At 27.4% G+C, this 20,181-nt stretch carries 20 protein-coding genes; 17 read left to right on the top strand and 3 right to left on the bottom strand.

Going from position 1 to position 20,181, the window contains the following annotated elements:
• Positions 1 to 112 precede the first annotated feature (112 nt).
• Entirely contained in the window at positions 113 to 310 is a 198-nt protein-coding gene (locus tag KDK92_RS20420) for a cold-shock protein (protein ID WP_250861270.1), read from the bottom strand.
• A gap of 430 nt (positions 311 to 740) precedes the next feature.
• Between KDK92_RS20420 and KDK92_RS20415 the strand changes: the two genes are divergently transcribed.
• The 7 genes from KDK92_RS20415 (at position 741) to KDK92_RS20385 (ending at position 5,762) form a co-directional block, all read left to right on the top strand.
• Complete coding sequence (locus tag KDK92_RS20415) at positions 741 to 1,028, top strand: DUF2087 domain-containing protein (RefSeq protein WP_250861269.1); 288 nt, start codon at positions 741 to 743, stop codon at positions 1,026 to 1,028.
• A gap of 21 nt (positions 1,029 to 1,049) precedes the next feature.
• Positions 1,050 to 1,460 (top strand): hypothetical protein, encoded by a 411-nt coding sequence (locus KDK92_RS20410; protein WP_250861268.1) that lies wholly within the window; start codon positions 1,050 to 1,052, stop codon positions 1,458 to 1,460.
• 338 nt (positions 1,461 to 1,798) lie between these two features.
• Positions 1,799 to 2,338: a metalloregulator ArsR/SmtB family transcription factor gene (locus tag KDK92_RS20405; protein WP_250861267.1), complete on the top strand. Its 540-nt coding sequence runs from the start codon at positions 1,799 to 1,801 to the stop codon at positions 2,336 to 2,338.
• Positions 2,339 to 2,567: 229 nt separating this feature from the next.
• Positions 2,568 to 3,065 (top strand): sigma-70 family RNA polymerase sigma factor, encoded by a 498-nt coding sequence (locus KDK92_RS20400; protein WP_250861266.1) that lies wholly within the window; start codon positions 2,568 to 2,570, stop codon positions 3,063 to 3,065.
• A complete protein-coding gene (locus tag KDK92_RS20395; protein ID WP_250861264.1) occupies positions 3,058 to 4,410 on the top strand; it encodes a DUF4179 domain-containing protein in 1,353 nt (450 codons plus the stop codon). The genes KDK92_RS20400 and KDK92_RS20395 overlap by 8 nt, the downstream gene beginning before the upstream one ends.
• A gap of 90 nt (positions 4,411 to 4,500) precedes the next feature.
• Complete coding sequence (locus KDK92_RS20390) at positions 4,501 to 4,803, top strand: hypothetical protein (RefSeq protein ID WP_250861262.1); 303 nt, start codon at positions 4,501 to 4,503, stop codon at positions 4,801 to 4,803.
• Between the two features lie 350 nt (positions 4,804 to 5,153).
• Positions 5,154 to 5,762 carry a hypothetical protein gene (locus tag KDK92_RS20385; protein ID WP_250861260.1) on the top strand — a complete coding sequence of 203 codons (609 nt, stop codon included), beginning with the start codon at positions 5,154 to 5,156 and terminating at the stop codon, positions 5,760 to 5,762.
• A gap of 212 nt (positions 5,763 to 5,974) precedes the next feature.
• Here the strand turns inward: KDK92_RS20385 and KDK92_RS20380 are convergent, their stop codons facing one another.
• The gene (locus KDK92_RS20380) at positions 5,975 to 7,345 is read right to left on the bottom strand and encodes an aminotransferase class V-fold PLP-dependent enzyme (RefSeq protein ID WP_250861258.1); all 1,371 of its coding nucleotides are present in this window, start codon (positions 7,343 to 7,345) and stop codon (positions 5,975 to 5,977) included.
• Positions 7,346 to 7,567: 222 nt separating this feature from the next.
• On the opposite strand from KDK92_RS20380, the gene KDK92_RS20375 reads away from it, so the two are divergent.
• The 6 genes from KDK92_RS20375 to KDK92_RS20350 all read left to right on the top strand — a co-directional run bounded on the left by KDK92_RS20375 (position 7,568) and on the right by KDK92_RS20350 (position 16,488).
• Positions 7,568 to 12,796, top strand: coding sequence for an ATP-binding protein (locus KDK92_RS20375; protein ID WP_250861256.1), 5,229 nt, complete (start codon positions 7,568 to 7,570; stop codon positions 12,794 to 12,796).
• A 168-nt stretch (positions 12,797 to 12,964) separates the two neighbouring features.
• Entirely contained in the window at positions 12,965 to 13,516 is a 552-nt protein-coding gene (locus tag KDK92_RS20370) for a lysoplasmalogenase family protein (protein WP_250861254.1), read from the top strand.
• A gap of 106 nt (positions 13,517 to 13,622) precedes the next feature.
• Entirely contained in the window at positions 13,623 to 14,363 is a 741-nt protein-coding gene (locus KDK92_RS20365) for a peptidylprolyl isomerase (RefSeq protein WP_250861252.1), read from the top strand.
• A gap of 109 nt (positions 14,364 to 14,472) precedes the next feature.
• Positions 14,473 to 14,754: a DUF503 domain-containing protein gene (locus KDK92_RS20360; protein WP_250861250.1), complete on the top strand. Its 282-nt coding sequence runs from the start codon at positions 14,473 to 14,475 to the stop codon at positions 14,752 to 14,754.
• 9 nt (positions 14,755 to 14,763) lie between these two features.
• The gene (locus tag KDK92_RS20355) at positions 14,764 to 15,768 is read left to right on the top strand and encodes a GIY-YIG nuclease family protein (RefSeq protein ID WP_250861248.1); all 1,005 of its coding nucleotides are present in this window, start codon (positions 14,764 to 14,766) and stop codon (positions 15,766 to 15,768) included.
• Positions 15,769 to 15,954: 186 nt separating this feature from the next.
• Positions 15,955 to 16,488 (top strand): TDE2712 family protein, encoded by a 534-nt coding sequence (locus KDK92_RS20350; RefSeq protein WP_250861246.1) that lies wholly within the window; start codon positions 15,955 to 15,957, stop codon positions 16,486 to 16,488.
• A gap of 154 nt (positions 16,489 to 16,642) precedes the next feature.
• Here the strand turns inward: KDK92_RS20350 and KDK92_RS20345 are convergent, their stop codons facing one another.
• A complete protein-coding gene (locus KDK92_RS20345; RefSeq protein WP_250861245.1) occupies positions 16,643 to 16,930 on the bottom strand; it encodes a hypothetical protein in 288 nt (95 codons plus the stop codon).
• 288 nt (positions 16,931 to 17,218) lie between these two features.
• Between KDK92_RS20345 and murI the strand changes: the two genes are divergently transcribed.
• The 4 genes from murI (at position 17,219) to KDK92_RS20325 (ending at position 20,171) form a co-directional block, all read left to right on the top strand.
• On the top strand, positions 17,219 to 17,992 hold the full coding sequence (gene murI, locus KDK92_RS20340) for a glutamate racemase (protein WP_250861244.1): 774 nt from the start codon (positions 17,219 to 17,221) through the stop codon (positions 17,990 to 17,992).
• 78 nt (positions 17,993 to 18,070) lie between these two features.
• The gene (locus KDK92_RS20335; protein ID WP_250861242.1) at positions 18,071 to 18,505 is read left to right on the top strand and encodes a hypothetical protein; all 435 of its coding nucleotides are present in this window, start codon (positions 18,071 to 18,073) and stop codon (positions 18,503 to 18,505) included.
• Between the two features lie 14 nt (positions 18,506 to 18,519).
• Positions 18,520 to 19,038, top strand: coding sequence for a peptidylprolyl isomerase (locus tag KDK92_RS20330; RefSeq protein ID WP_250861240.1), 519 nt, complete (start codon positions 18,520 to 18,522; stop codon positions 19,036 to 19,038).
• 458 nt (positions 19,039 to 19,496) lie between these two features.
• The gene (locus KDK92_RS20325; RefSeq protein WP_250861239.1) at positions 19,497 to 20,171 is read left to right on the top strand and encodes a helix-turn-helix transcriptional regulator; all 675 of its coding nucleotides are present in this window, start codon (positions 19,497 to 19,499) and stop codon (positions 20,169 to 20,171) included.
• Positions 20,172 to 20,181 lie beyond the last annotated feature (10 nt).

Below are 20,181 nucleotides of genomic sequence, written 5' to 3'. Positions count from 1 at the left end.
AATAAAAATGAGGAATTTAAAAGAAAATATGCAATTGTTTTACATTGAAATATAAAACAAAAAGACTATCCGAATGGATAGCCTTTTATTTTGCAACAGTAATTCCTATGTATTATAGAGGCATTACGTTTACAGCTTGAGGTCCTTTTTGTCCTTCTCCAACTTCGTAAGAAACTTCTTGACCTTCTTCAAGACTCTTGTATCCTTCTTTTTGGATTTGAGAGAAATGAACGAAGATATCATTTCCATCTTCTCCTGCTATAAATCCGAAACCTTTTTCACTATTAAACCATTTAACTGTACCTGTCATTGAAACATTCCTCCAAAACTTTAATTAATAAAAGTATTTATACTTCTAGTTGAATATATCACTAAATAATAGAAAATTCAAGGGAAAAAATAGTAACTTCAGATTATTTTATAAAACCTGTAGAAATAACATTGATAACCATATAAAGAATAGTTAGTAAATTAAAAAAGAAGAGTATTATTAGGTTTAAAAATATAATTTCAAATAAGTATAGAAATATAATAATAAAATCTATTTTTACATATATAAAAATAGATTGACAAATAATAAGTTTATACATATAATTAAAATGTAAAGAAAATACAAAATTGTTTTAATTAGAAAAGGGACATGAAAATGGGGAAAATAAACAGGGGATTATTAAAGTATACTGACTAGTTATTTATTTGAAAATATCTAAAGTTAATGAACTTTGAAAGGAAGTAATAGTATGTATGATAAAAATGAAGTAATGAAATTTCTTGATAGTGAAAATAGGGTGAAAAATTATCCCCGTAAAAGAAAAAAGAAGATTGATGTTCTTGGATATTTAATAGAAAAGTTTCAAGAGAATAGAGAGTATACCGAACAGGAGGTAAATGAAGTACTAGGAAAGTATCACACATTTAACGATGTATGTTTTCTCCGGCGAGAGTTGGTGGATATTGGGTATTTAAATAGAAGAAGAGATGGGAGTATGTATTGGAAAAGACAAAAAGAAATTAAACATGAAGAATAATAAAGAAAGGAATTGATAAATATGGAGCAATTTAAAAATAAATATATAGAGGCATTAAACTTAGAGATAAAGAATTTAAAAGAGAATGGAGATAAATTAAGAGCAGAAGGATCAGCTGATGAATCAAAATTTGAAATGATTAAAACTAATATAGTAGATATATATTTAAAGATATTTATGGTAGCATATAATAATGTGTTTGTAAAAGTAAATCATGAATGTTTGAGAACTATAGTTGATGAAAATACTGAAAACAAAGATAAGCTTATAAAATGTTATGAATTTCTTCTAAATAAAGTTACTGAACCATGGAGAGAGAAACTTGAGAAGAATAAGAAGTTTAATCTTGTAGAAAAAATAGTGATAGAAGAGGTTAAGATTGAAGAAAGTGAGAAAATCCACAATATGTTCAAAAATATGATTAATGGATAATTTATAGATTTCTTAGTTGAAAACTTAACCTATTCAAGAAATTCAAAAGTAGAATTTGGATGTAAAGAACAAATATCAAAGAACAGAGAATAAATCATGATACCTTTCATCAGAGCTGAAAGCTTTTAAATTATAAAGATATTAGAGAAAATAGATATTAATAATTAGAAATATTGAATGCTATTATATGATTTTTTCTGACAAAAGGAAGAAAAATAACCTGATTTGTTCTTTATTCTCTCTTCTTTGTTCTTTATAGAACATTATATTACCAAAGATTTTTTTGAACAAAGTAAGTTTTACAATAAGAAATCTATACAAGGGGGTGAGCAGAGGAATTGGATAAAGTTAAATTTTTTAAATGTCTTGCTGATAAATCAAGATTACGAATAATAAATAACCTATTAAAAGAACCAATGTATGTAGAGTTATTATCAGAAAAGCTTGATATAACACCGTCCACAGTATCATTCCATTTAAAGAAGCTTATGGATAGTGGAATAGTGTATTCAAAGAAGGAACAATATTATGTAATATATCATATAAATAGTGAATTGTTTAACTCATCATTGATAGATTTACTAACTGATGAGAATGAAGAGAATGAGATAGAAAATAAGAGGGCAGAGGAATACAGAAAGAAGGTATTGGAGAGCTTTTTTGAATATGGAAAGTTAAAATCGATTCCTGTTCAGAGGAAGAAGAGAAGAATTGTATTAGACTATATGCTAGAAGCGTTCGAAGAGAATAGAGATTATACTGAGAGAGAAGTAAATATAATAATTGCAGATTTCCATGATGATTTCTGTACATTGAGAAGAGAATTCATAAGTGAGAATTTAATGGAACGAGATAAGGGAATATATAAGAGAAAGTAAAGTTAAGTAAGAGAAACAATTCAGGTTTAATTAGTTGTTAAAAAAATAAATAAAACAAATAATAGGGGTAGTGATTTTCAATAGGGAAAATCATTACCCTTATTAGCATATTAAAAAATAATTTAGAAAAATTATAAAAACAAAAAACACTTTCAAGAGTATGTGTATCTAATATATTGAAAAGCTTTTTAAACAATCAGTACTGATAAGGATAAAGGAGGATATTTAAGTGGAGGATAAGGAGTTTCTTGAGAGAGTCCAGCAAATTAGGCAGAGGTTATATAGAATTGCCTACACATATATAAAAAATGAAGAAGATGCAAAGGAGATAATAAGTAACACTGTATATAAAGGGTATAAAAACTTAAATAAGTTAAAGAATAATGAGTTTTTTGAAACGTGGATAACGAGGATATTGATTAATGAATGTCATCAGTTAAGTAGAAATAATCAAGGGAAAGTTCATGTGAGTCTTGAGTTTATTTCAGATTGGATGCATAAAGAATCTGAAGAAAATTATGATATTGATGATAAAATTGATCTTTATGAAGCAGTGGATTCCTTAGAAGGCAGTATAAAAACAGTTATAATTTTAAAATATCTAGAGGACATGACTATAAAAGAAACAGCAAAACATATAGGAATCAGTGAGAGTAGAGTTAAGAATTATATTCACAAGGGGTTAAAGTGTTTAAGAGAAAAATTGAGAGGTGAGATTAATGGATAAATATAAAAACATTAAAGAACCAAATGATTTAGAAGAAATAATAGAAAATGCATATAAAAAAGCTAAAGAGGAAAATAAGAATAATATAAAAAGTAAGTTTACCAAAATAGGAGCAACAGCGGCTGCTGCTATGATAGTATTTGCTATATCAGTAAATACATCCACGGCTTTTGCCAATTATTTAGATGATATTCCTGTTTTAGATAAATTAGCACAGTTTTTTAAATTTGATAGAGGACTTGAAGAGGCTGGAAAAAAAGGATTCTTACAAGTTATAGATAAAACTTCTGAAGATCAAGGAATAACATTTGAAATAGAAGATGTTGTTTATGATAATAAGAGAATAGTAATTAAATATTCATTTACAAGTAAAGAAGATTTAGATGATTTATGGGCTGTATATGGTAAAGCAACGTATGGAGATGGAAGTGATTTAGATAAATTGATAATAAGTTCGACTCCTATATATGATAATAATGATGAAAATAAAAAGTCAGGAATAATTGACATTGATATTAAGGGTGAGATAAATAAGGAAAAAACAAGTATAATTATATATCCTGAATTCTATAAAACAGGAGAAGGTCATGAAAAAGAAAACCAGAACATAACTGGGAATTGGAAAGTTGATATTCCAATAAAACACGAACTTCTTGAGGTTGAGGCTAAAGAATACAATATTGATGATCAATTTGAAATTGAAAATATGAAGATAAATATTGAAGATTTAAAAATGTATCCTACGGTTGGTGAATTAGAGATAAAGTATGAAGATGAAAATAGTGAATACAAATTTTCAGGATTTACTCAAACTTATTTAATAGATGGAAAAGGGGAAAAATTTGATAATATGTCTAGCGTTAGTTCAATAACAGGGGAGAAGACATTACGTTTTGAGAGCAATTATTTCATAGATAGTAGTAATTTGGAGTTAAGTGTAGGCGGAATTTATGTAACACCTAGAAAGTCATATGATTTTAAAGTTGATGTTAAAAAAGGAACTATGACTGGAATATGCGATTATGAGATTAGTATGGAAAGTATACAGAAAGAGCAAGATGGTACTTTGAATTCCATAGTAATAAGTGTGGAAGATGATAGATTGGTAAATGAAAATATTAATATAATGCCATTATTAGAGATTCTTTCTATGGGACTTGAAAATGGTACTAAGCTTAAAAGCCATGAAGATTACATGGTTAGCTATTCTTTGGGTATAGATGAGGGAAGTGCAAGCGTTTTTATTGAATTTCTGAAACCTATAAACCAAAATCTGAATTTCAAAGTAAGCAATCTACATGAATACAGACCTATAAATAAAAAATTTATTATAGATAATAAATAATAGGTTATGTTTTAAGTTATAAATATAAGAATGAATATTGATTATTTTATTTAAGGATAAAATAAATTGCAACTATGGGAGGAATTATTTATGGAAAAAAGAGGATCGGTAATAATTGGATTTTCAATAATTATAGGATTTATAATGTTAGGGTTATTGTTAAAATCACCACTAGAAAGTTTAAGCAATAATTCAGCACCAATAAGTAGTAATGAATTAAGTGATTTAAGTAAGAGTGTATCTGAGCTAAATAGATATCAGATGATTTCAGCAAACGATCATAATATTATTTTATTGGATACTAAGACTGGTGAATATTGGAGAAAGTTTGTACCTTCTAATGAGGGACCTACAAACTGGACAAAGGAAATTGGTCCAAATTTAAATAAGTAATTTATTTTTTTGAAAGGGATTAATCTATGAATTTAGCGTAGAATAATCCTTTTCTTTTTTTATACTTAGTTGTAAGTGCGTGCTCTATTATATATTTTTTTATAGATATTAAGGTTAAGCTATTAATTTATTAATGATTTGTAAAAATATAAACAAAGCGACAAAAAAATACAAAAAAATAATATGTAGTAATATATAATCAAAAGTGATTGTACGAATGTATTGTTTTATTATAGATGTTGCAGTTCAATAAAGTATTTTATAGATTGAAGCTGTAAGTATAAAAAACTTCGCTGTAAGGTACCTATAATAAGGTTTTGAAAAATCTGATTAAAATATTGGAGAAAAATATGATTAAAAAGAAAATAATATGCATTATAATGTTAGTGTCAATTTTCACAGGATGTGAAACAGGGAAAAATAATTATGTTAACAAAGTAGAATTAGATGAAAACCAAACCAAAGTCTCGCAAGAAAATCAATCAAATGAAAGTAAAAACAATGAAACTAAACAAAAAGGTAAAACTACTGAAAACAAGAAAAACAACCAAGTTGAAAAAATAGAAAATGAAATTGACTTAAGCGAAATTGATTTAAGTGGAGAAGATAAAGCAAGTGGAATAAAGGTAGGTGGATATCTTCAAACAAATAAATCTTGGAATTTTGGATATAAAAAATTCAATGGTATTGGCACAATTCGTAAATTTAAGTGTAATGAAGATTCAGAAATAGAGTTTGAATACAGTAGTGAAACATCAGAAGGAAATATAAATGTAATTATTCTTGATGAGGATTATAATATTCTTAAAAAGTTTGGAGCAAATGAAAGTAAAACATTTACACTAAATGTGATAAAAGATAAAGTATACAGTATTAGAATAATAGGTGACAATGCTGAAGATGGAAAAACATCAATAAAAATTCTTAATCCAGATTTGAAGGTTGAGGCTGTAGAGTGATTTATAGACTTTTATGATGTTTTATAAACTTATACTAAATAAAAAATAGTTGCTTAGTGTTTAATTAAAAACATAAGGCATCTATTTTTTCACTTCAATTTTTATTAAGAAAAGAGAACAGATATTCAATGTTATTATATGAGTTTTTCTGACAATAAGGAAGAAAAATAACCAAATCTGTTCTTTCTTCTTTTTTCTCTGTTCTTTATATTTTAGTATTCACAACTTTTAAATATTGGAGATTTTTCAACGTAAATTGGGGCAACTGAATATTTCTTAAGATAGCTATCTTTATGTGAAATTATATATTCTAGAACTTTTACTAAAAAGTCAATTTCACTGAATGTATTATAAATACCAAAACTCAATCTCACTACTCCATATGGAGGAATTTGATTTTGTTTTAGATGAGAATATATTTCCGTAGGAGAAATGTTTAATATTTTTTGCATATATGGTTGAGCACAGAAACAACCACTTCTTACGGATATTCCCCATTCTTCACCAAGAATACGAGCAGTTATACTATGATGAATACCCTCAATATTAAATGGTATTATGCTAACACGTGGAACTGATGTATCTAAGGATGAATATATTTTAATTTCAGGAATTTTTAATAGCTTTTCCATGGAGTAGTTTAATAAATTCCTTTCAAATTTTGAAACTTGATTCATTCCTATTCCTTGGAGCATTTCAATAGCTGATACTAGAGCAACTACACCCATTATATTAGGAGTACCTGCTTCATCTTTATTTGGAGGGATATCCCATAAGGCATAATCATCAGTTACAAGCTGAACAGTTCCGCCACCCTTATAGTCAGGATGACCACAACAAAATACCTCTTTAGGGCCTACCAGTACACCAATTCCAAAAGGAGCATACATTTTGTGAGATGAGAATACAACGAAGTCAATGTGTTCATCATTGGATAGAGATTTCATATTGAGTTTTTCATGTGGAACAAGTTGAGCACAGTCTACTAAAAGTTTTGCATCATAAGAATGAACTAATCGTGCTATCTCATGAATAGGATTCATATAGCCAGTGGTATTTGAGGCGCCTGTTATAGTTACTAATTTTACATGTCCATCATATGAAATGAGTTTATGTTCAAGGTCTTCAATAGATAACATACCCATATCATTAAGTGAGATATAGTCTACATTAAACTTATCTCTCCATGGTAGATCATTTGAATGGTGTTCCATAGAAGATGATAGGACAGTGCAGTTTTTATGCATATCACATAATCTGAAAGAGAGTTTATTAATTGCTTCGGTAGTATTTTTTACATATATAATGTTATGTTCCTTAAGGTTAGCACCTATAAATGAGGCAATAACTTTTCTAGAATTCTCATAAACAATAGAAGAATATTTTGATTTATACCCAATACCTCTATGGATAGATGAATACCAAGGAGTAAAGTCTAAAATATCCTCCAAAACGCACTTAAAAGGAGGTGTTGTGGCTGCATTATCAAAATTTATATGCTGTATATTAAATTCACCAACAGGAATTTTCTGATCAACTCCACAGATAAGATTCCTGAATGGATTGAAATGATTTCTTTTCATTTTTTCGCTCCAAAAAATACTATATAAATATTATATTTTATTTATATGGATGTGTGATTCTTAGAAGTTAAAGTCTGGCAACAATTAATGAAGATACTATTAATTACAAAATAAATAATTAATGTTGAAAAATGAATAAATAGGAGAAAAATAAAGGTATTTAATGTAATTTATAGAAGTTTATATAATATGATGTTGACTTTAAAAAGGTGGTAAGAAATTATGGAACTTAAATTCGCAATTATTGATAAATTATACAAGGATAGGGATTATGAAATTTATGTAGTTTTGATTGATGGAGTAAAAAAGATAATTAAAAAAATTAAAAGAGATAATCCTAACTATAATGGTTTATATAAATTAATGCTACAAGAAAATGAATATTGCGAAAATAATCCATCTAAAGAAGAGTGTTTACAACCTGAAAGAATTCATTTAAGTGAAGATGAAACATATCTTATATATGAATATGAGGAGTTTTTTCCAATTGCCAAATTAATAAGTAAAAATGGAATGGAAATTATACAGTTTCTCCATTATGCGATTATGATTTGTGATAAATTATTTGTTTTACATAAAAAAGACATCCATGGAGCATTAAATCCTATAAATGTCTTAATCAATAGTAAATTCAATGAAATTAAATTTCAAGGAGCAATACATGATGTTAATAGCTTAGATTACAATAAAACTCTATTAATAGAAAGTGATTTAATAAATTATATTTCTCCTGAGCATACTGGATTATTTGAATCTTATGTAGATTATAAAAGTGACCTATATTCCCTCGGGGTTCTATTTTATAAGATGATAACAGGAGTTGCACCATTTGAACAGAACTCAAAAAGAAAACTCATATATAATCAGGCTATTAAAACACCTATTCCACCTGAAGAAATAAAAAATGACATTCCTAAATCTATATCAAAAGTAATTATGAAATTACTTAGTAAATCTAAAAAGAATAGGTATGAAACTGTACATGGAGTAAAGTGTGATTTGATAACAATTCTTAAAGGAAAGAAATCAGGAAAAGATATTGATATAACTATTGGAGAACATGATATACCATGTAGATTGAATTTCTCTGAAAAGGTATATGGTAAAAATAAGGAATTAAATCAATTGTTGGATATTTATAATTTGGTAAGAGCTGGAGGGATACATAGCGTCATAGTAGAAGGAGATTCAGGCGTAGGTAAAACTGCTTTTGTTAATAAGTTTATAAATACAATTAAAGAGGATAAATCAATAGTAATTGCAATAAATGAAAATTCAATACTTAAGGATGATTCTGATTTGCTAATCAGTAATGTATTAGATCAATTAATATTTTATTGTTTAGTAGATGGGGATATTGATATAGAAGAAATAAAATCACTAATCATAGGAATGACTGGTGGGTGTTTTGGTTATTTACAAGAAATTATACCAAGGCTTAAATATTTTGCATGCAAAGATATAAAGAAAAATGACGGCTCATGTATCTGTCTTAATAAAGATATTAGATATATTCAATTGGTATTAGTAATTTCTCTTATTGAACGTTTAATAAGAGCAGATAACACTATCATATTTAATCTTGATATAAATAATAAATATAAAAAAGACTTTAATGATTTATTAAAGCAATTATTAACAAACAAGAGTTATAAATGCATAATGATGATTGAAACATCGCTTACTCAATATGAGGGTATATTAAATCGCATAAGTGATAATTGTCATGGCAATGCAATTAAACATAATATAAATCTTAACAATATTGAAAATAGTGATATACAAGAAATGATCAAGGATTTGTTTAGGGTATCTCAAGAACATGCAAGTAATATGTCTAATATATGTTATATAAGAACAAAAGGAAATTATTTTTTAATAAAAGAATATATTTTAAAATTATACAAGAAGAAGGCAATATATTTTGACTATGATAATTATTGTTGGAAGATGGATTTTGAAAAGATACACATCATTACGATTAACAATGATATAAAAAAAGAACTCAATATTAAATTTAATAATATTCCAAAAGAGGTTGAGTTCATTCTGAAGATTTGTTCGTTTTTACCTAATGAGTTTGATTCTAGAATGATAAAAGAAATTTCAGGATATAGTAATAAAACTATACAAAAGATTTTAAATTATTGCATTAGGAACCGTATAATTGAAGAAAAAGGGAAATTTACTTCTTTAGAATCTTACAACTCGGGGTTAAATAAGCTAAAAAAATATAAATTCACATCAAAAAATCTTAGGGATGTTATTTTAAATAAACTTGATACTGAAGACAAAAATAAATATATATATAAAGCGGGTATGTTTCACTTGAAAAATCAAGATGAATACAACTGTAATTGGTTTATTATATATTGTTTTATTAACACAAATATTCTACCTAAATCATCTGAGGAGCTAACTAAGCTAGAAGAATTGTTTTATAAAAATGCAAGAAGAACATTTAATTCAGGAGATTTTTTTAAGGCAATCTTATCTTGTGAAAAAGGTGAAGATATTTGTGATAGATTAGGAAAAGAAAAAATATATTTTAAGGCTATAAAAGCAAGGTGTTTTTTTAGAGTTGGAAGTATAGGGGATGGAGAAAAAGAGGTAGATAATTTACTATGTACAGTAGAAGACAAGGATTTAAGGGTAAAATCCAAACTTATAAAATTATATGGATATACAATAAATAATATGTATGATGAAGCCGAGGAAGTTATATTTGATATTATTAGTGATTTTGATGAAAGTATATCTAAAATTAATGATAAAAAATCTTTCATAAAGCAACTTAACCTGTTTATGATGAGATTATATTTTAAAAAGCCATGGGTATTAAAAAAATATAATAAATTTATGGAAGTTTATAATACTGATACTTTGAGGGAGTTTATTTATCTTGCTGCATTGGTATTTAGTTACACAAATGTATATAGATTTTTATTTATTACATTAATTAGTGTAGTTTTTCATAACTTATATAAAGTGAAATATAATCAGATGATAAATATCCTTAAAAAGTACTATAGATTCATTATAAATGACATGAGTAAAGTCATAGAAATTGCTTTATTTGAGATGGTACCTGCTGCCAATGATACTAAAGAGAGTCTTATAGATTTGAGACAACTAATTATTTTTGGCTCTAACTCATTTTATTTTTGTATAGGTGCGAATGTGGAAGAGGGTAAATGTGACTCTATTATAAGTAAATTAGTTGAATATAATGATGAGGCATTTATAATATATGCAATTCATACATGTATAATATATAAAATAGCACTTGGGTATGAAGTTGATAAAATAATAGAATTAATTGAAGAATATGAATTTAAATTAGATACTTGTAAGAATGAAGTTGTTTATCAGATAAAAGAGATAAAAGACATAGTTATAAGATGTATTAAGGGGGATGAAAAGGTCCCACAAATTAATAGTAATGATATGCTCACTCTTAAAGCAATAAAAGGTCAAGCTAAGTTTTTCAAGAAAGAGTATTCTGATATTGATTTTGTTTTTGATATGAAAAAAGATGAGCAAAACTTTAATAATACCACAGCTATATTGGAATTTGGGTTTTATAGAGCTCTAATAATAGGAGATATTTTTGAAAATTTACCATATAGTAAAAGAACATTGGCAATCAAATCATTTAATGAAACAATGAAAGCTTTTGAAAAGCTTAAGGAATGCGAAAATAAGATAATAAAAATAAAATATTATATAATCAAATGTTATAAATATATTCTTGAAAAAAAATACAAAAAAGCTCTGAGACTAGCTTTTCAAGTGAATGAATTAGCTTCAAATAATAATTATATTATGGGAGTTGCCTTATCAAATGAAATATGTGGGCAATTATATATTAAGATGGAACTTAAAAATCTAGCATATGTACATTTTAATGAAGCAATTAAGCAATACGATAAATTGGGAATATCATCAAATTTAGGAATGGATAACTGCTATAAATTATCTCAAAATAGGCATTCAAAGTTTAATAAAGGGCTAGAAGGAAGTACGATAAGTTATAACGAAGTTAGGGACGTTATAACAGATGTGAATAAACTATCTGGTGAGACTGAATATGCTACATTGGTAAAGAAGTTGATTGCAATAATTCTAAAGAGTATGAACGCAGAAAAAGTTTTATATTTTCAAATATGTAATGGTAAGATTACTAAAGATGGAAGTGGAAATAGAGATAGAATTTCAGTAATGCAATCAATACCACTACAGGAATGTTATGAGGTTCCCAAAACTGTAATAAATTTTGTCATAAGAACAAGAAAAAAGATAGTTATCAATGAAGCTGTGAACAATCAATTATTTCATTTTGATAGATATATACTTGAAAATAATATTAAATCTTTGGCTTGTTATCCTATTATAATAGATAAAGAAATAATTGGGGTTATATACTTGGAAAATAATAGTTATTATAAGGCTTTTTCTAAAGAAAGTGATGGAACAATGGATATTATTATTTCACAAGCATCTATTTCAATTAAGAATGCAAAAGAATATCATGAAATTAGCAAGAGAAAAATTAACCTTGAGAATTTAGTTCAGAAAAAATCAGAAGAAATACAAGAGATTGAAAAAAAACTGGTGAAGGAAATTCAAGATAGGATAGTTGTTGAACAGAAGCTTAGCAGAAGTCGAGAAAATACAGAATTTTTTGCTAATTTATCACATGAGTTTAAAACTCCATTAAATGTGATTTTAAGTACTATTCAGCTTATAGAAATAATAAGTAATAGTAATAATGATACGAAGGTAAGAGAATATATCAAAATGATGAAACAAAATTGTTATAGATTATTAAGATTGGTTAATAACATTATTGATCTCACAAAGATAGATGAAGGATACTTGAAATTGGATATGAAAAATTATGATATTATCAGAGTGGTGGAGGATATATGTATGTCAGTAGCCACATATGCTCAGAATAAAGGAATATCATTAATATTTGATACTGAGGTAGAAGAATTAATTATTGCCTGTGATGAGGAAAAAATAGAACGTATTATATTGAATATCCTTTCAAATGCAATAAAATTTACTGAAAATAATGGTGATATAAAGATAAATATGCGAGTAGAAGGGCTATATGTAGTAGTATCAATTAAAGATTCAGGAATAGGCATTCATAGAGATTTACAGGAGAAAATATTTCAAAGATTTGAGCAGGCAGATAAATCTCTTTCTAGAAGGCAAGAAGGAAGCGGTATTGGACTGGCCTTAACTAAACAACTTGTAGAGATGCATAATGGTATTATAGATATAATAAGTGAATATGGTAAAGGTAGTGAATTTATAATTAAATTACCTATAAACACAATTGATAATAAAGAGTTTGGAGTAGAGACAAAGGGAATAATTACACCTAATCATAATTCTGTAGAAAAAATCAAGATTGAGTTTTCAGATATCTATTTTTAAGGAGGTAATTTTATTAAAGATTATGTACAAGTATCTTTGTTTGTCTTGAGTTTGCAGTTAGTGATTCTTTTTCTAGGAGTAAAAACAAGTATAAATAGTAGAAATAATATGGGGGGGAGTGTATTTCCAAAGAGTATAAAAATATATCTTTCTACTTCAATTAGCATAATGAGTATTTTTATATTATATAATATTGGAAAAGAAAGCTTGCTAGGGTATTCAATAATAATATCTATGGCTGTAGTATTGAGTACTATTGGGGATATGTTGATATTCCATGTGTTTAAATTTAAGAAATCAACGATGTATGGTGTTTACTGTGTTGTTGTATCAAACTTTATTTTTGGCTATGCATTTCTTAGCTTATTTAATGTCACTGGCAAAGATATGATTATAATAGCAATAGTTTCGATAATTGGGTTTATAATCTTATATGTAATAAAGAAAATTGTATTAAGAAAAGTATATGCTTGGGTATTACTTTATGGAGAAGCATTAATATTTATGACCACATGTGCTATTTTTATGGTTATTAATGTAGGAGTTAATGGGATAGTACCATTCTTAGGTACAATATTGGCATTATTATCAGGGATATTAGTTATTTTAAGAAGCTTTTTTAATACTAGATTTAGAAATATGAATATATTTGTATGGGGATTGTATGTTGTATCATTAATTGCCCTAACTTATTCGCCTCTAATTATGATTGATATTTGATAGAGTACGTATAAAAAAGTTAATAGTAGTAAGGCAATAAGATTTGATAATAAATGTCTTTTAATGTATTATTTAAGAGGAAACTAAAATTAAAGGAGAATTATCTATGGAAAATAAAGTTTTAGCAAGAGTAAACGGAAGAGATATCACTCAATTTGATCTTAATGGTTTAATGCAGAACCTAGGTCAGAGAGCTATGCAGTTCGCTACAGATGAAGGAAAAAAACAATTAGTTGAGGAATTAATTACTCAAGAATTATTATATGTAGATGCTATTGAAAATAATATCGAAAAAGATGAAGAGTTCCAAAAGGCTCTTGAAGAGATGAAAGTTACATTATTAAAGCAATATGCTATGAGAAAAGTTCTTAGTGATGTTGATGTTACTGAAGAAGAGATAAAAGCGTTCTATGAAAGCAATAAAGAAATGTTTAAATCTCAAGAAGAAGTTAAAGCAAGTCATATTCTTGTAAGCAGTGAAGATGAAATTAAAGAAATTGCTACAAAAATTAAAGAGGGTGCATCTTTTGAAGAGATGGCTCAAGCAAACTCAAGCTGTCCATCAAGCCAAAATGGTGGAGATCTTGGTAGCTTCTCAAGAGGAAAAATGGTTCCTGAATTTGAAACAGCTGCTTTCGAATTAGAGATTGGTGAAGTAAGTGAGCCAGTTAAAACTCAATTTGGATACCATTTAATAAAAGTAACAGAAAAACAAGAAGCAAGAACTCAAGAGTTCGAAGAAGTAAAAGAGAATATCAAGAATCAACTAGTTGCTATGAAGCAAAACGAACTATATGTTGCAAAGAGAGAAGAATTAGAAAAGAAATATGAAATAGAAAGATTATAATAGAGATAAACTTGAAAGGTAGTTTTGCATTTGCAAAACTACCTTTTATTTTTTTATTAAATTGTAAAGAATAAAAAATGAAGTTAAATTGATAGAGAGGAGGATGCTAATGTTTGTAGGGTTAATGAGAATAGAACTAAGAGCTTCATGGGTAAATTCTCTTAAAGAGAAGCGGATGATTATTAAAAGTCTTATTAGTAGAATTAAGAATAGATTTAATGTTTCAATATGTGAAGTTGATAAACAAGATAGTCATAAGAATATAGTAATCGGTATTTCCATGATTAGTACCACAAATAAAGATCTTGATGGTATAATGGAAAGTATAGTGAGATATATTGATGAAACTGAAGAAGCAGTTATAGTAGACATTGAGAAAGAGAAACTATAGGGTGATAATATGAAAAAAGGGTTGCTTGAACAGGCTAAGAATCTTCCTGAACAACCAGGAGTATATTTAATGAAGGATAGCAACGATATAATTATATATATTGGAAAATCAAAGAATTTAAGAAATAGAGTTACTTCGTACTTTTATGATATTAAGGATAGAAGTAGTAAGATTGAGAATTTAACTAATAATATCAGAAATTTCAAATATATTACTTGTGATAATGAACTTGACGCTCTATTATTTGAAAATAAGCTTATAAAATTACATAAACCAAGATATAATACCTTGTTAAAGAATTATAACAATTATATTTATATAGTTTTAAACATGAGGCGAGGCTATTATGAGTTGAATTGGTCTTATGATGAGGAAGAAATTAATGGAAATATATTTGGACCTTTTAACAGTTTGAATTTAGTAGAGAATTACATCAATATGGTGAATATTACATATAACTTGAAGAAATGCAATGGTTTTAGAGGGGAAAAGTGTTTAGAATACCATATAGGTAACTGTTCTGCACCGTGTGCTGGGGAAATAACTGAAGAAGAATATAACTGTGTATTTTCTGAGATAATTTCATTTTTAAAAGGTGAGAGTGGTGCTCCCATAGAAAGAGCAAAAGAACAGATGAAGCTCGCTTCTGAAAAATTAGATTTTAATTCAGCAGCTAGGTTAAGAGATATGATTAAGGCAAGTGAATTGTTAGTTAATCAACAAAATATCATAAATGATAATGATCTTAATGGAGCACTTATATACGTGCTTAAAACTGTTGAGAATAAATTTAAAATATATTTTATCAAAAACTTAAATATTATTTATACTGAGGTTTTTGATTCCAATGATTTAGAAGATATACTGAGTAAATGTAATGAAAATTTACAAGGTATATTTAATGATGAGGTAGTTTGCACAAGTTTAAAAGAGAATATTGATGAGAAGTTGATTCTATATAGTTTTATAACAAGAGAAGGTTCAATATTCAAATATGATAAAGAAGAAAAATAACTTTAGATATTAAGCGTATCTTTTATCAGTTGATATTTAGTTGAGTTAGTATTTTAGTATATAAATAATTAAGAAAATCTCAAAAAATGTTGATGTTTCACATATATGTATTTATAATTAAGTTGAAGATTAAAATGATTATGACTTTGTATTAAATATGAAGCATCTAATTAGTGAGGGATGGAAATGATAAAGAATATTAAAATCAATTTAGAAGCTATTGAAGCAATGAATTATTTTTGGCACGCTGCGGCAGATAAAGACCATATAGAGGAAAGTTTTTTTCAAAATGTAGGCCAAATGGAAGCAATGAAATTCATCTATGATGATGAATTTAATGAAGAATCTGTAAGACTTGTATTAAGTGCAATAAAGAATAGAGAATTAATAAATGGTAATAAAAAAGAAATGAAGTTTTGGAATTACAACATGTGGGTTATGGAAGATTTCCAGTATACTCAAATGATGATAGATCCTTGTAAGAAACTAAACATAGATTTCTTATTAGATGAAATTCAAGAATATAACAACAAGAATTACGAAGAAATTGAAGTTGTATTCTCAATGATGTATGACGGAGTTTACGAAATAAAGGGTAATAAGCTTATTGTTAATTTCTTTAGAGTTAAGCCGGATGATTTTGAAGAAGGAAAAACGTACATTGATAAGGTTGATATCAAAGAGTTCATGAAAGAAAAAATCATTGAACTTTTAAGATAAGGTAATATGAACATTTTCTAATTTTACTTAACTAAGGGACTACAAAGCATATTTGTAGTCCTTTTGTTTGTTGATAAAGTACAATATATTGTTTTGACTCTGTTTGCCATCTTCAGAGTTTCAGGCGTTGAAAATGTGTGTTTTATATATTCATTTATTTTTGATCGAGAGTGTCTCTGATTTTCTTGATTTTTTTTAGGCATGTTTTAATCTCTTTAGAGTTATTCACATCATATTCGTATTCTTCATATACTATCTTTCCAAGTTGATAAAATAGAGAGGCCATCTGAGTTTCAAGGGCGCCTTTTGATATAATAGATTTTGTTTTATTTAATAAGTATTTTGGACCATCAGTTAATATATCTTTATTACTAGAAAATGTTAGGTTTAGAGACTTTATGTTATTATCCTTATCAGAATATTTTTTATAACTTCTTGACATTTATACCACCTCACTTTAGAATATGAATAATATTTACATGTGTTACTTATCCACTAATGATAATAACCATTAATGGGTTAAGTAATGATGATTTTCAATTTGGCAATTGTTTGATAAAATATATATATAGATTCTAGTTTGAAATTAATTTATTCAAATGGATTAAATGTAATTCGTTCTCTGTTCTTTGATATTCGTTCTTTACATTCAAATTTTACTTTTGAATTTCTTGAATAGGTTAAGTTTTCAACTAAGGAATATATAATCAATATGTGAAGTGGTGATTTTATGGATATAAAAGATAGACCAATTGGATTTTTCGATTCTGGAGTAGGTGGAATAAGCGTTCTAAAAGAGGCTATTAAATTAATGCCTGAAGAAAAGTACATATATTTTGGAGACTCAAAAAATGCACCTTATGGTGAAAGAGATAAGGAAGAGATAAAGGAACTTACTTTCAAGGCGGTTGAGTTATTAATAGATAAAGGATGTAAAGGAATTGTAATTGCGTGTAATACAGCCACAAGTGCTGCAATTAATGATTTAAGAGAAAAACACGAAAATATTCCAATTATAGGAATTGAACCAGCGCTGAAGCCTGCAATGGAGAAAAATCAAACCGGTAAAGTAATTATAATGGCAACACCAATAACATTAAGAGAAAGAAAATTTAAAGAATTATTGAATAAATATGGTGATAATAAAGAAGTTGAATTAATTCCTTGTGCCGGGTTGGTAGATTTGATTGAAGGTGGGAAAATAGATTGCAGTGAGACTGAAAAGTATTTAAACGATAAGTTATATGTTTTTAAAGATAAAAAGATATATGCAGTAGTACTTGGATGTACACACTATCCGTTTATAGAAAATAAAATTAGGATGATATTTGGTGAAAACATTAAAATCATACATGGGGGAGAAGGAACAGCTAGACAGCTACAACGACAGCTTATCAAAGAAGGAATTAAGAGGGATAGGAATTGTAAAGGGGAAATAATAGTATTAAATTCTAAGAACGAAGAACTTATAGAATTAAGTTATAAGTTATTGAAATTAAAATAGAGGTTTTGTGCAATTAAGCACAAATAGTGTATGAAGTGAATAAATTACTATGTAGGGTCTTTTATAAAAGGTGATATTATGCGTGTATTTATTCATGAAAATAATGAGAAAAATGAAGAACTAAAAGATGGTATGGTATGTGAAATCAAAAAGAGTAATGAAGATGTTGTATATATTTTAAATAAAAGAGATAGTAAATATATATACATTATATATTCAATTAAGATTTCAACATTAAGATTTAATGAAAAAAGAGTTGAGATATTTAACAGTGAGGACATGTTGAATAAAAATAATTCTAATCAAATCGATAAGAGTTTAGAATGGGTTGCTGAAAGTAATGAAAAGTTTTCATCAGAAAATTTGCTTTTAGTTAATTCAATATATGAAAAAGAATATTTTAGTGATATACTTTTAGATAAGTATATTATTATAATTCCAGGTGGCGGAATTGCGATAAAATTAGACTCTTTAAATGATTTTAATATTATATACAAAAAACAAAGAATATAAGAGGAGAGCTAAATATGAAAAATCCGATAGTTACAATTACAATGGAAAATGGAAAAACAATGAAGGCGGAGTTATATCCTGAAATAGCACCAAATACGGTGAATAATTTCATAAGCCTAGTGAAGAAAGGGTTCTACAATGGAATAATATTCCATAGAGTGATTCCAGGTTTCGTTATTCAAGTTGGATGTCCTGAAGGAACAGGAATGGGGGGACCAGGTTATTCAATAAAAGGTGAGTTTAATTCAAATGGATTTAAAAATGACTTGAAACATACAGAAGGTGTGCTTTCAATGGCTAGAACTAATGATCCAAACTCAGCAGGAAGCCAGATATTTATTATGGTTGGAAATGCCCCACACTTAGATCAAAGTTATGCTGGTTTTGGAAAAATTATTGAAGGTATGGATGTAGCAATGGAGATTGCTGCAACAAAGACAGATCGTATGGACAGACCTTATGAGGATCAAAAAATTAAAGATGCTACAGTAGAGACTTTTGGAGAAGAATATCCAGAGCCTGTTAAATATTAATTTAAAATACAAGGTGTATTGAGTTTTTTTCAATACACCTTGTATTTATTGATAAAGATATACTATTATTGTTTTAGTTCTGTTTTCAATCTTGAGAATTTCAGACTATTGAAAAAGTTCAAGATCAAGGGATAAGAGGAGCGAGCAGAGGAGTGTACAAGTAGTACTCGAGCAGCGCAGCGAGTCTTAATGACGCCGAGATTGGACTTTTTTTAATAGTCTGAAGGTGTATTGAGTTTTTTCAATACACCTTGTATTTATTTAATACACCTTTTTGTCATAATATATAGAAATATTTTCTTAAAAATATTAAAATATAATTAGAGGATTATATTTTTTATTCTTTAAGAAATTATTACATGTAATTTTATTCAGGTCAAAGGGAAAACCATAGGGTTATCTAGCGAAGGCTGTGAAACACGCCTTTTAATATAAAGCAAGAAAAAAAGGAGGACAACATGAGTAGAGTAGGTAATAAAATATCATTTTTAAGAGAAAAAAAAGGCATGACAAGAAAGCAATTAGCTAAGAAATTAGGGGTAGCAGAAAAGTATGTGACAGAGGTAGAAACAGGAAGAAAAATAATAAATGAAAAAATAATGAGCAAAATTAGCACAATTCTTGGGGAAGATGTGAATGATATAACATTCAACATGGAAGAATCAGCAGATAAAGAACAGGTTGAAGTTAAAAGCATGAACAAGGCACCAAAACAAATCAATCTTGATGAGTCTTCATGGAGTGGAGCGCTTGGAGGGATTTTGAGAGATGTTCCTATTTATGATTATTCTTTAAATAAGACTAAAGGAAAAATCTCTATGCCAATTATATCAAATAAGGTTGAGGGGTTTTCTAAAGATAAAGTACTATTCATTGAAATTCAGAATGATGATATGATTGGATTCAGAATAGGTAAGGGAGATGTGGCTTTTGGTTATCTAACACATGAACTCTCAAATAACTCAATTTGCTTAATTGAGTGTAATGGAAAAAGAGCAGTGAGACAAGTGAAAATGTTAGATAGTGAAAAAGTATTGTTAATAAACAATATAAATGGTATAAAAACGGAAACATTAAATAAAAAATCAATTAAAGTATTAGCCAAGATTGAATGGGCAAAAGTTAAACTATAATTGAAATTGG

The sequence above is a fragment of the Oceanirhabdus seepicola genome (assembly GCF_023684385.1).
GTDB classification, from domain to species: Bacteria; Bacillota; Clostridia; order Clostridiales; family Clostridiaceae; genus Oceanirhabdus; species Oceanirhabdus seepicola.
The sequence above is the reverse complement of the archived record's forward strand: the minus strand, read 5'-3'. Positions and strand labels throughout refer to the sequence as shown.

Bases quoted from the DNA above. Each gene is read 5' to 3' on its own strand.
- KDK92_RS20345 (WP_250861245.1), bottom strand. From the start codon at position 16,930: ATGTCAAGAAGTTATAAAAAATATTCTGATAAGGATAATAACATAAAG.
- KDK92_RS20375 (WP_250861256.1), top strand. From the start codon at position 7,568: ATGGAACTTAAATTCGCAATTATTGATAAATTATACAAGGATAGGGAT.
- KDK92_RS20370 (WP_250861254.1), top strand. From the start codon at position 12,965: ATGAGTATTTTTATATTATATAATATTGGAAAAGAAAGCTTGCTAGGG.
- KDK92_RS20415 (WP_250861269.1), top strand. From the start codon at position 741: ATGTATGATAAAAATGAAGTAATGAAATTTCTTGATAGTGAAAATAGG.
- KDK92_RS20355 (WP_250861248.1), top strand. From the start codon at position 14,764: ATGAAAAAAGGGTTGCTTGAACAGGCTAAGAATCTTCCTGAACAACCA.
- murI (WP_250861244.1), top strand. From the start codon at position 17,219: ATGGATATAAAAGATAGACCAATTGGATTTTTCGATTCTGGAGTAGGT.
- KDK92_RS20410 (WP_250861268.1), top strand. From the start codon at position 1,050: ATGGAGCAATTTAAAAATAAATATATAGAGGCATTAAACTTAGAGATA.
- KDK92_RS20335 (WP_250861242.1), top strand. From the start codon at position 18,071: ATGCGTGTATTTATTCATGAAAATAATGAGAAAAATGAAGAACTAAAA.
- KDK92_RS20420 (WP_250861270.1), bottom strand. From the start codon at position 310: ATGACAGGTACAGTTAAATGGTTTAATAGTGAAAAAGGTTTCGGATTT.
- KDK92_RS20360 (WP_250861250.1), top strand. From the start codon at position 14,473: ATGTTTGTAGGGTTAATGAGAATAGAACTAAGAGCTTCATGGGTAAAT.
- KDK92_RS20325 (WP_250861239.1), top strand. From the start codon at position 19,497: ATGAGTAGAGTAGGTAATAAAATATCATTTTTAAGAGAAAAAAAAGGC.
- KDK92_RS20365 (WP_250861252.1), top strand. From the start codon at position 13,623: ATGGAAAATAAAGTTTTAGCAAGAGTAAACGGAAGAGATATCACTCAA.
- KDK92_RS20395 (WP_250861264.1), top strand. From the start codon at position 3,058: ATGGATAAATATAAAAACATTAAAGAACCAAATGATTTAGAAGAAATA.
- KDK92_RS20390 (WP_250861262.1), top strand. From the start codon at position 4,501: ATGGAAAAAAGAGGATCGGTAATAATTGGATTTTCAATAATTATAGGA.
- KDK92_RS20380 (WP_250861258.1), bottom strand. From the start codon at position 7,345: ATGAAAAGAAATCATTTCAATCCATTCAGGAATCTTATCTGTGGAGTT.
- KDK92_RS20385 (WP_250861260.1), top strand. From the start codon at position 5,154: ATGATTAAAAAGAAAATAATATGCATTATAATGTTAGTGTCAATTTTC.
- KDK92_RS20330 (WP_250861240.1), top strand. From the start codon at position 18,520: ATGAAAAATCCGATAGTTACAATTACAATGGAAAATGGAAAAACAATG.
- KDK92_RS20350 (WP_250861246.1), top strand. From the start codon at position 15,955: ATGATAAAGAATATTAAAATCAATTTAGAAGCTATTGAAGCAATGAAT.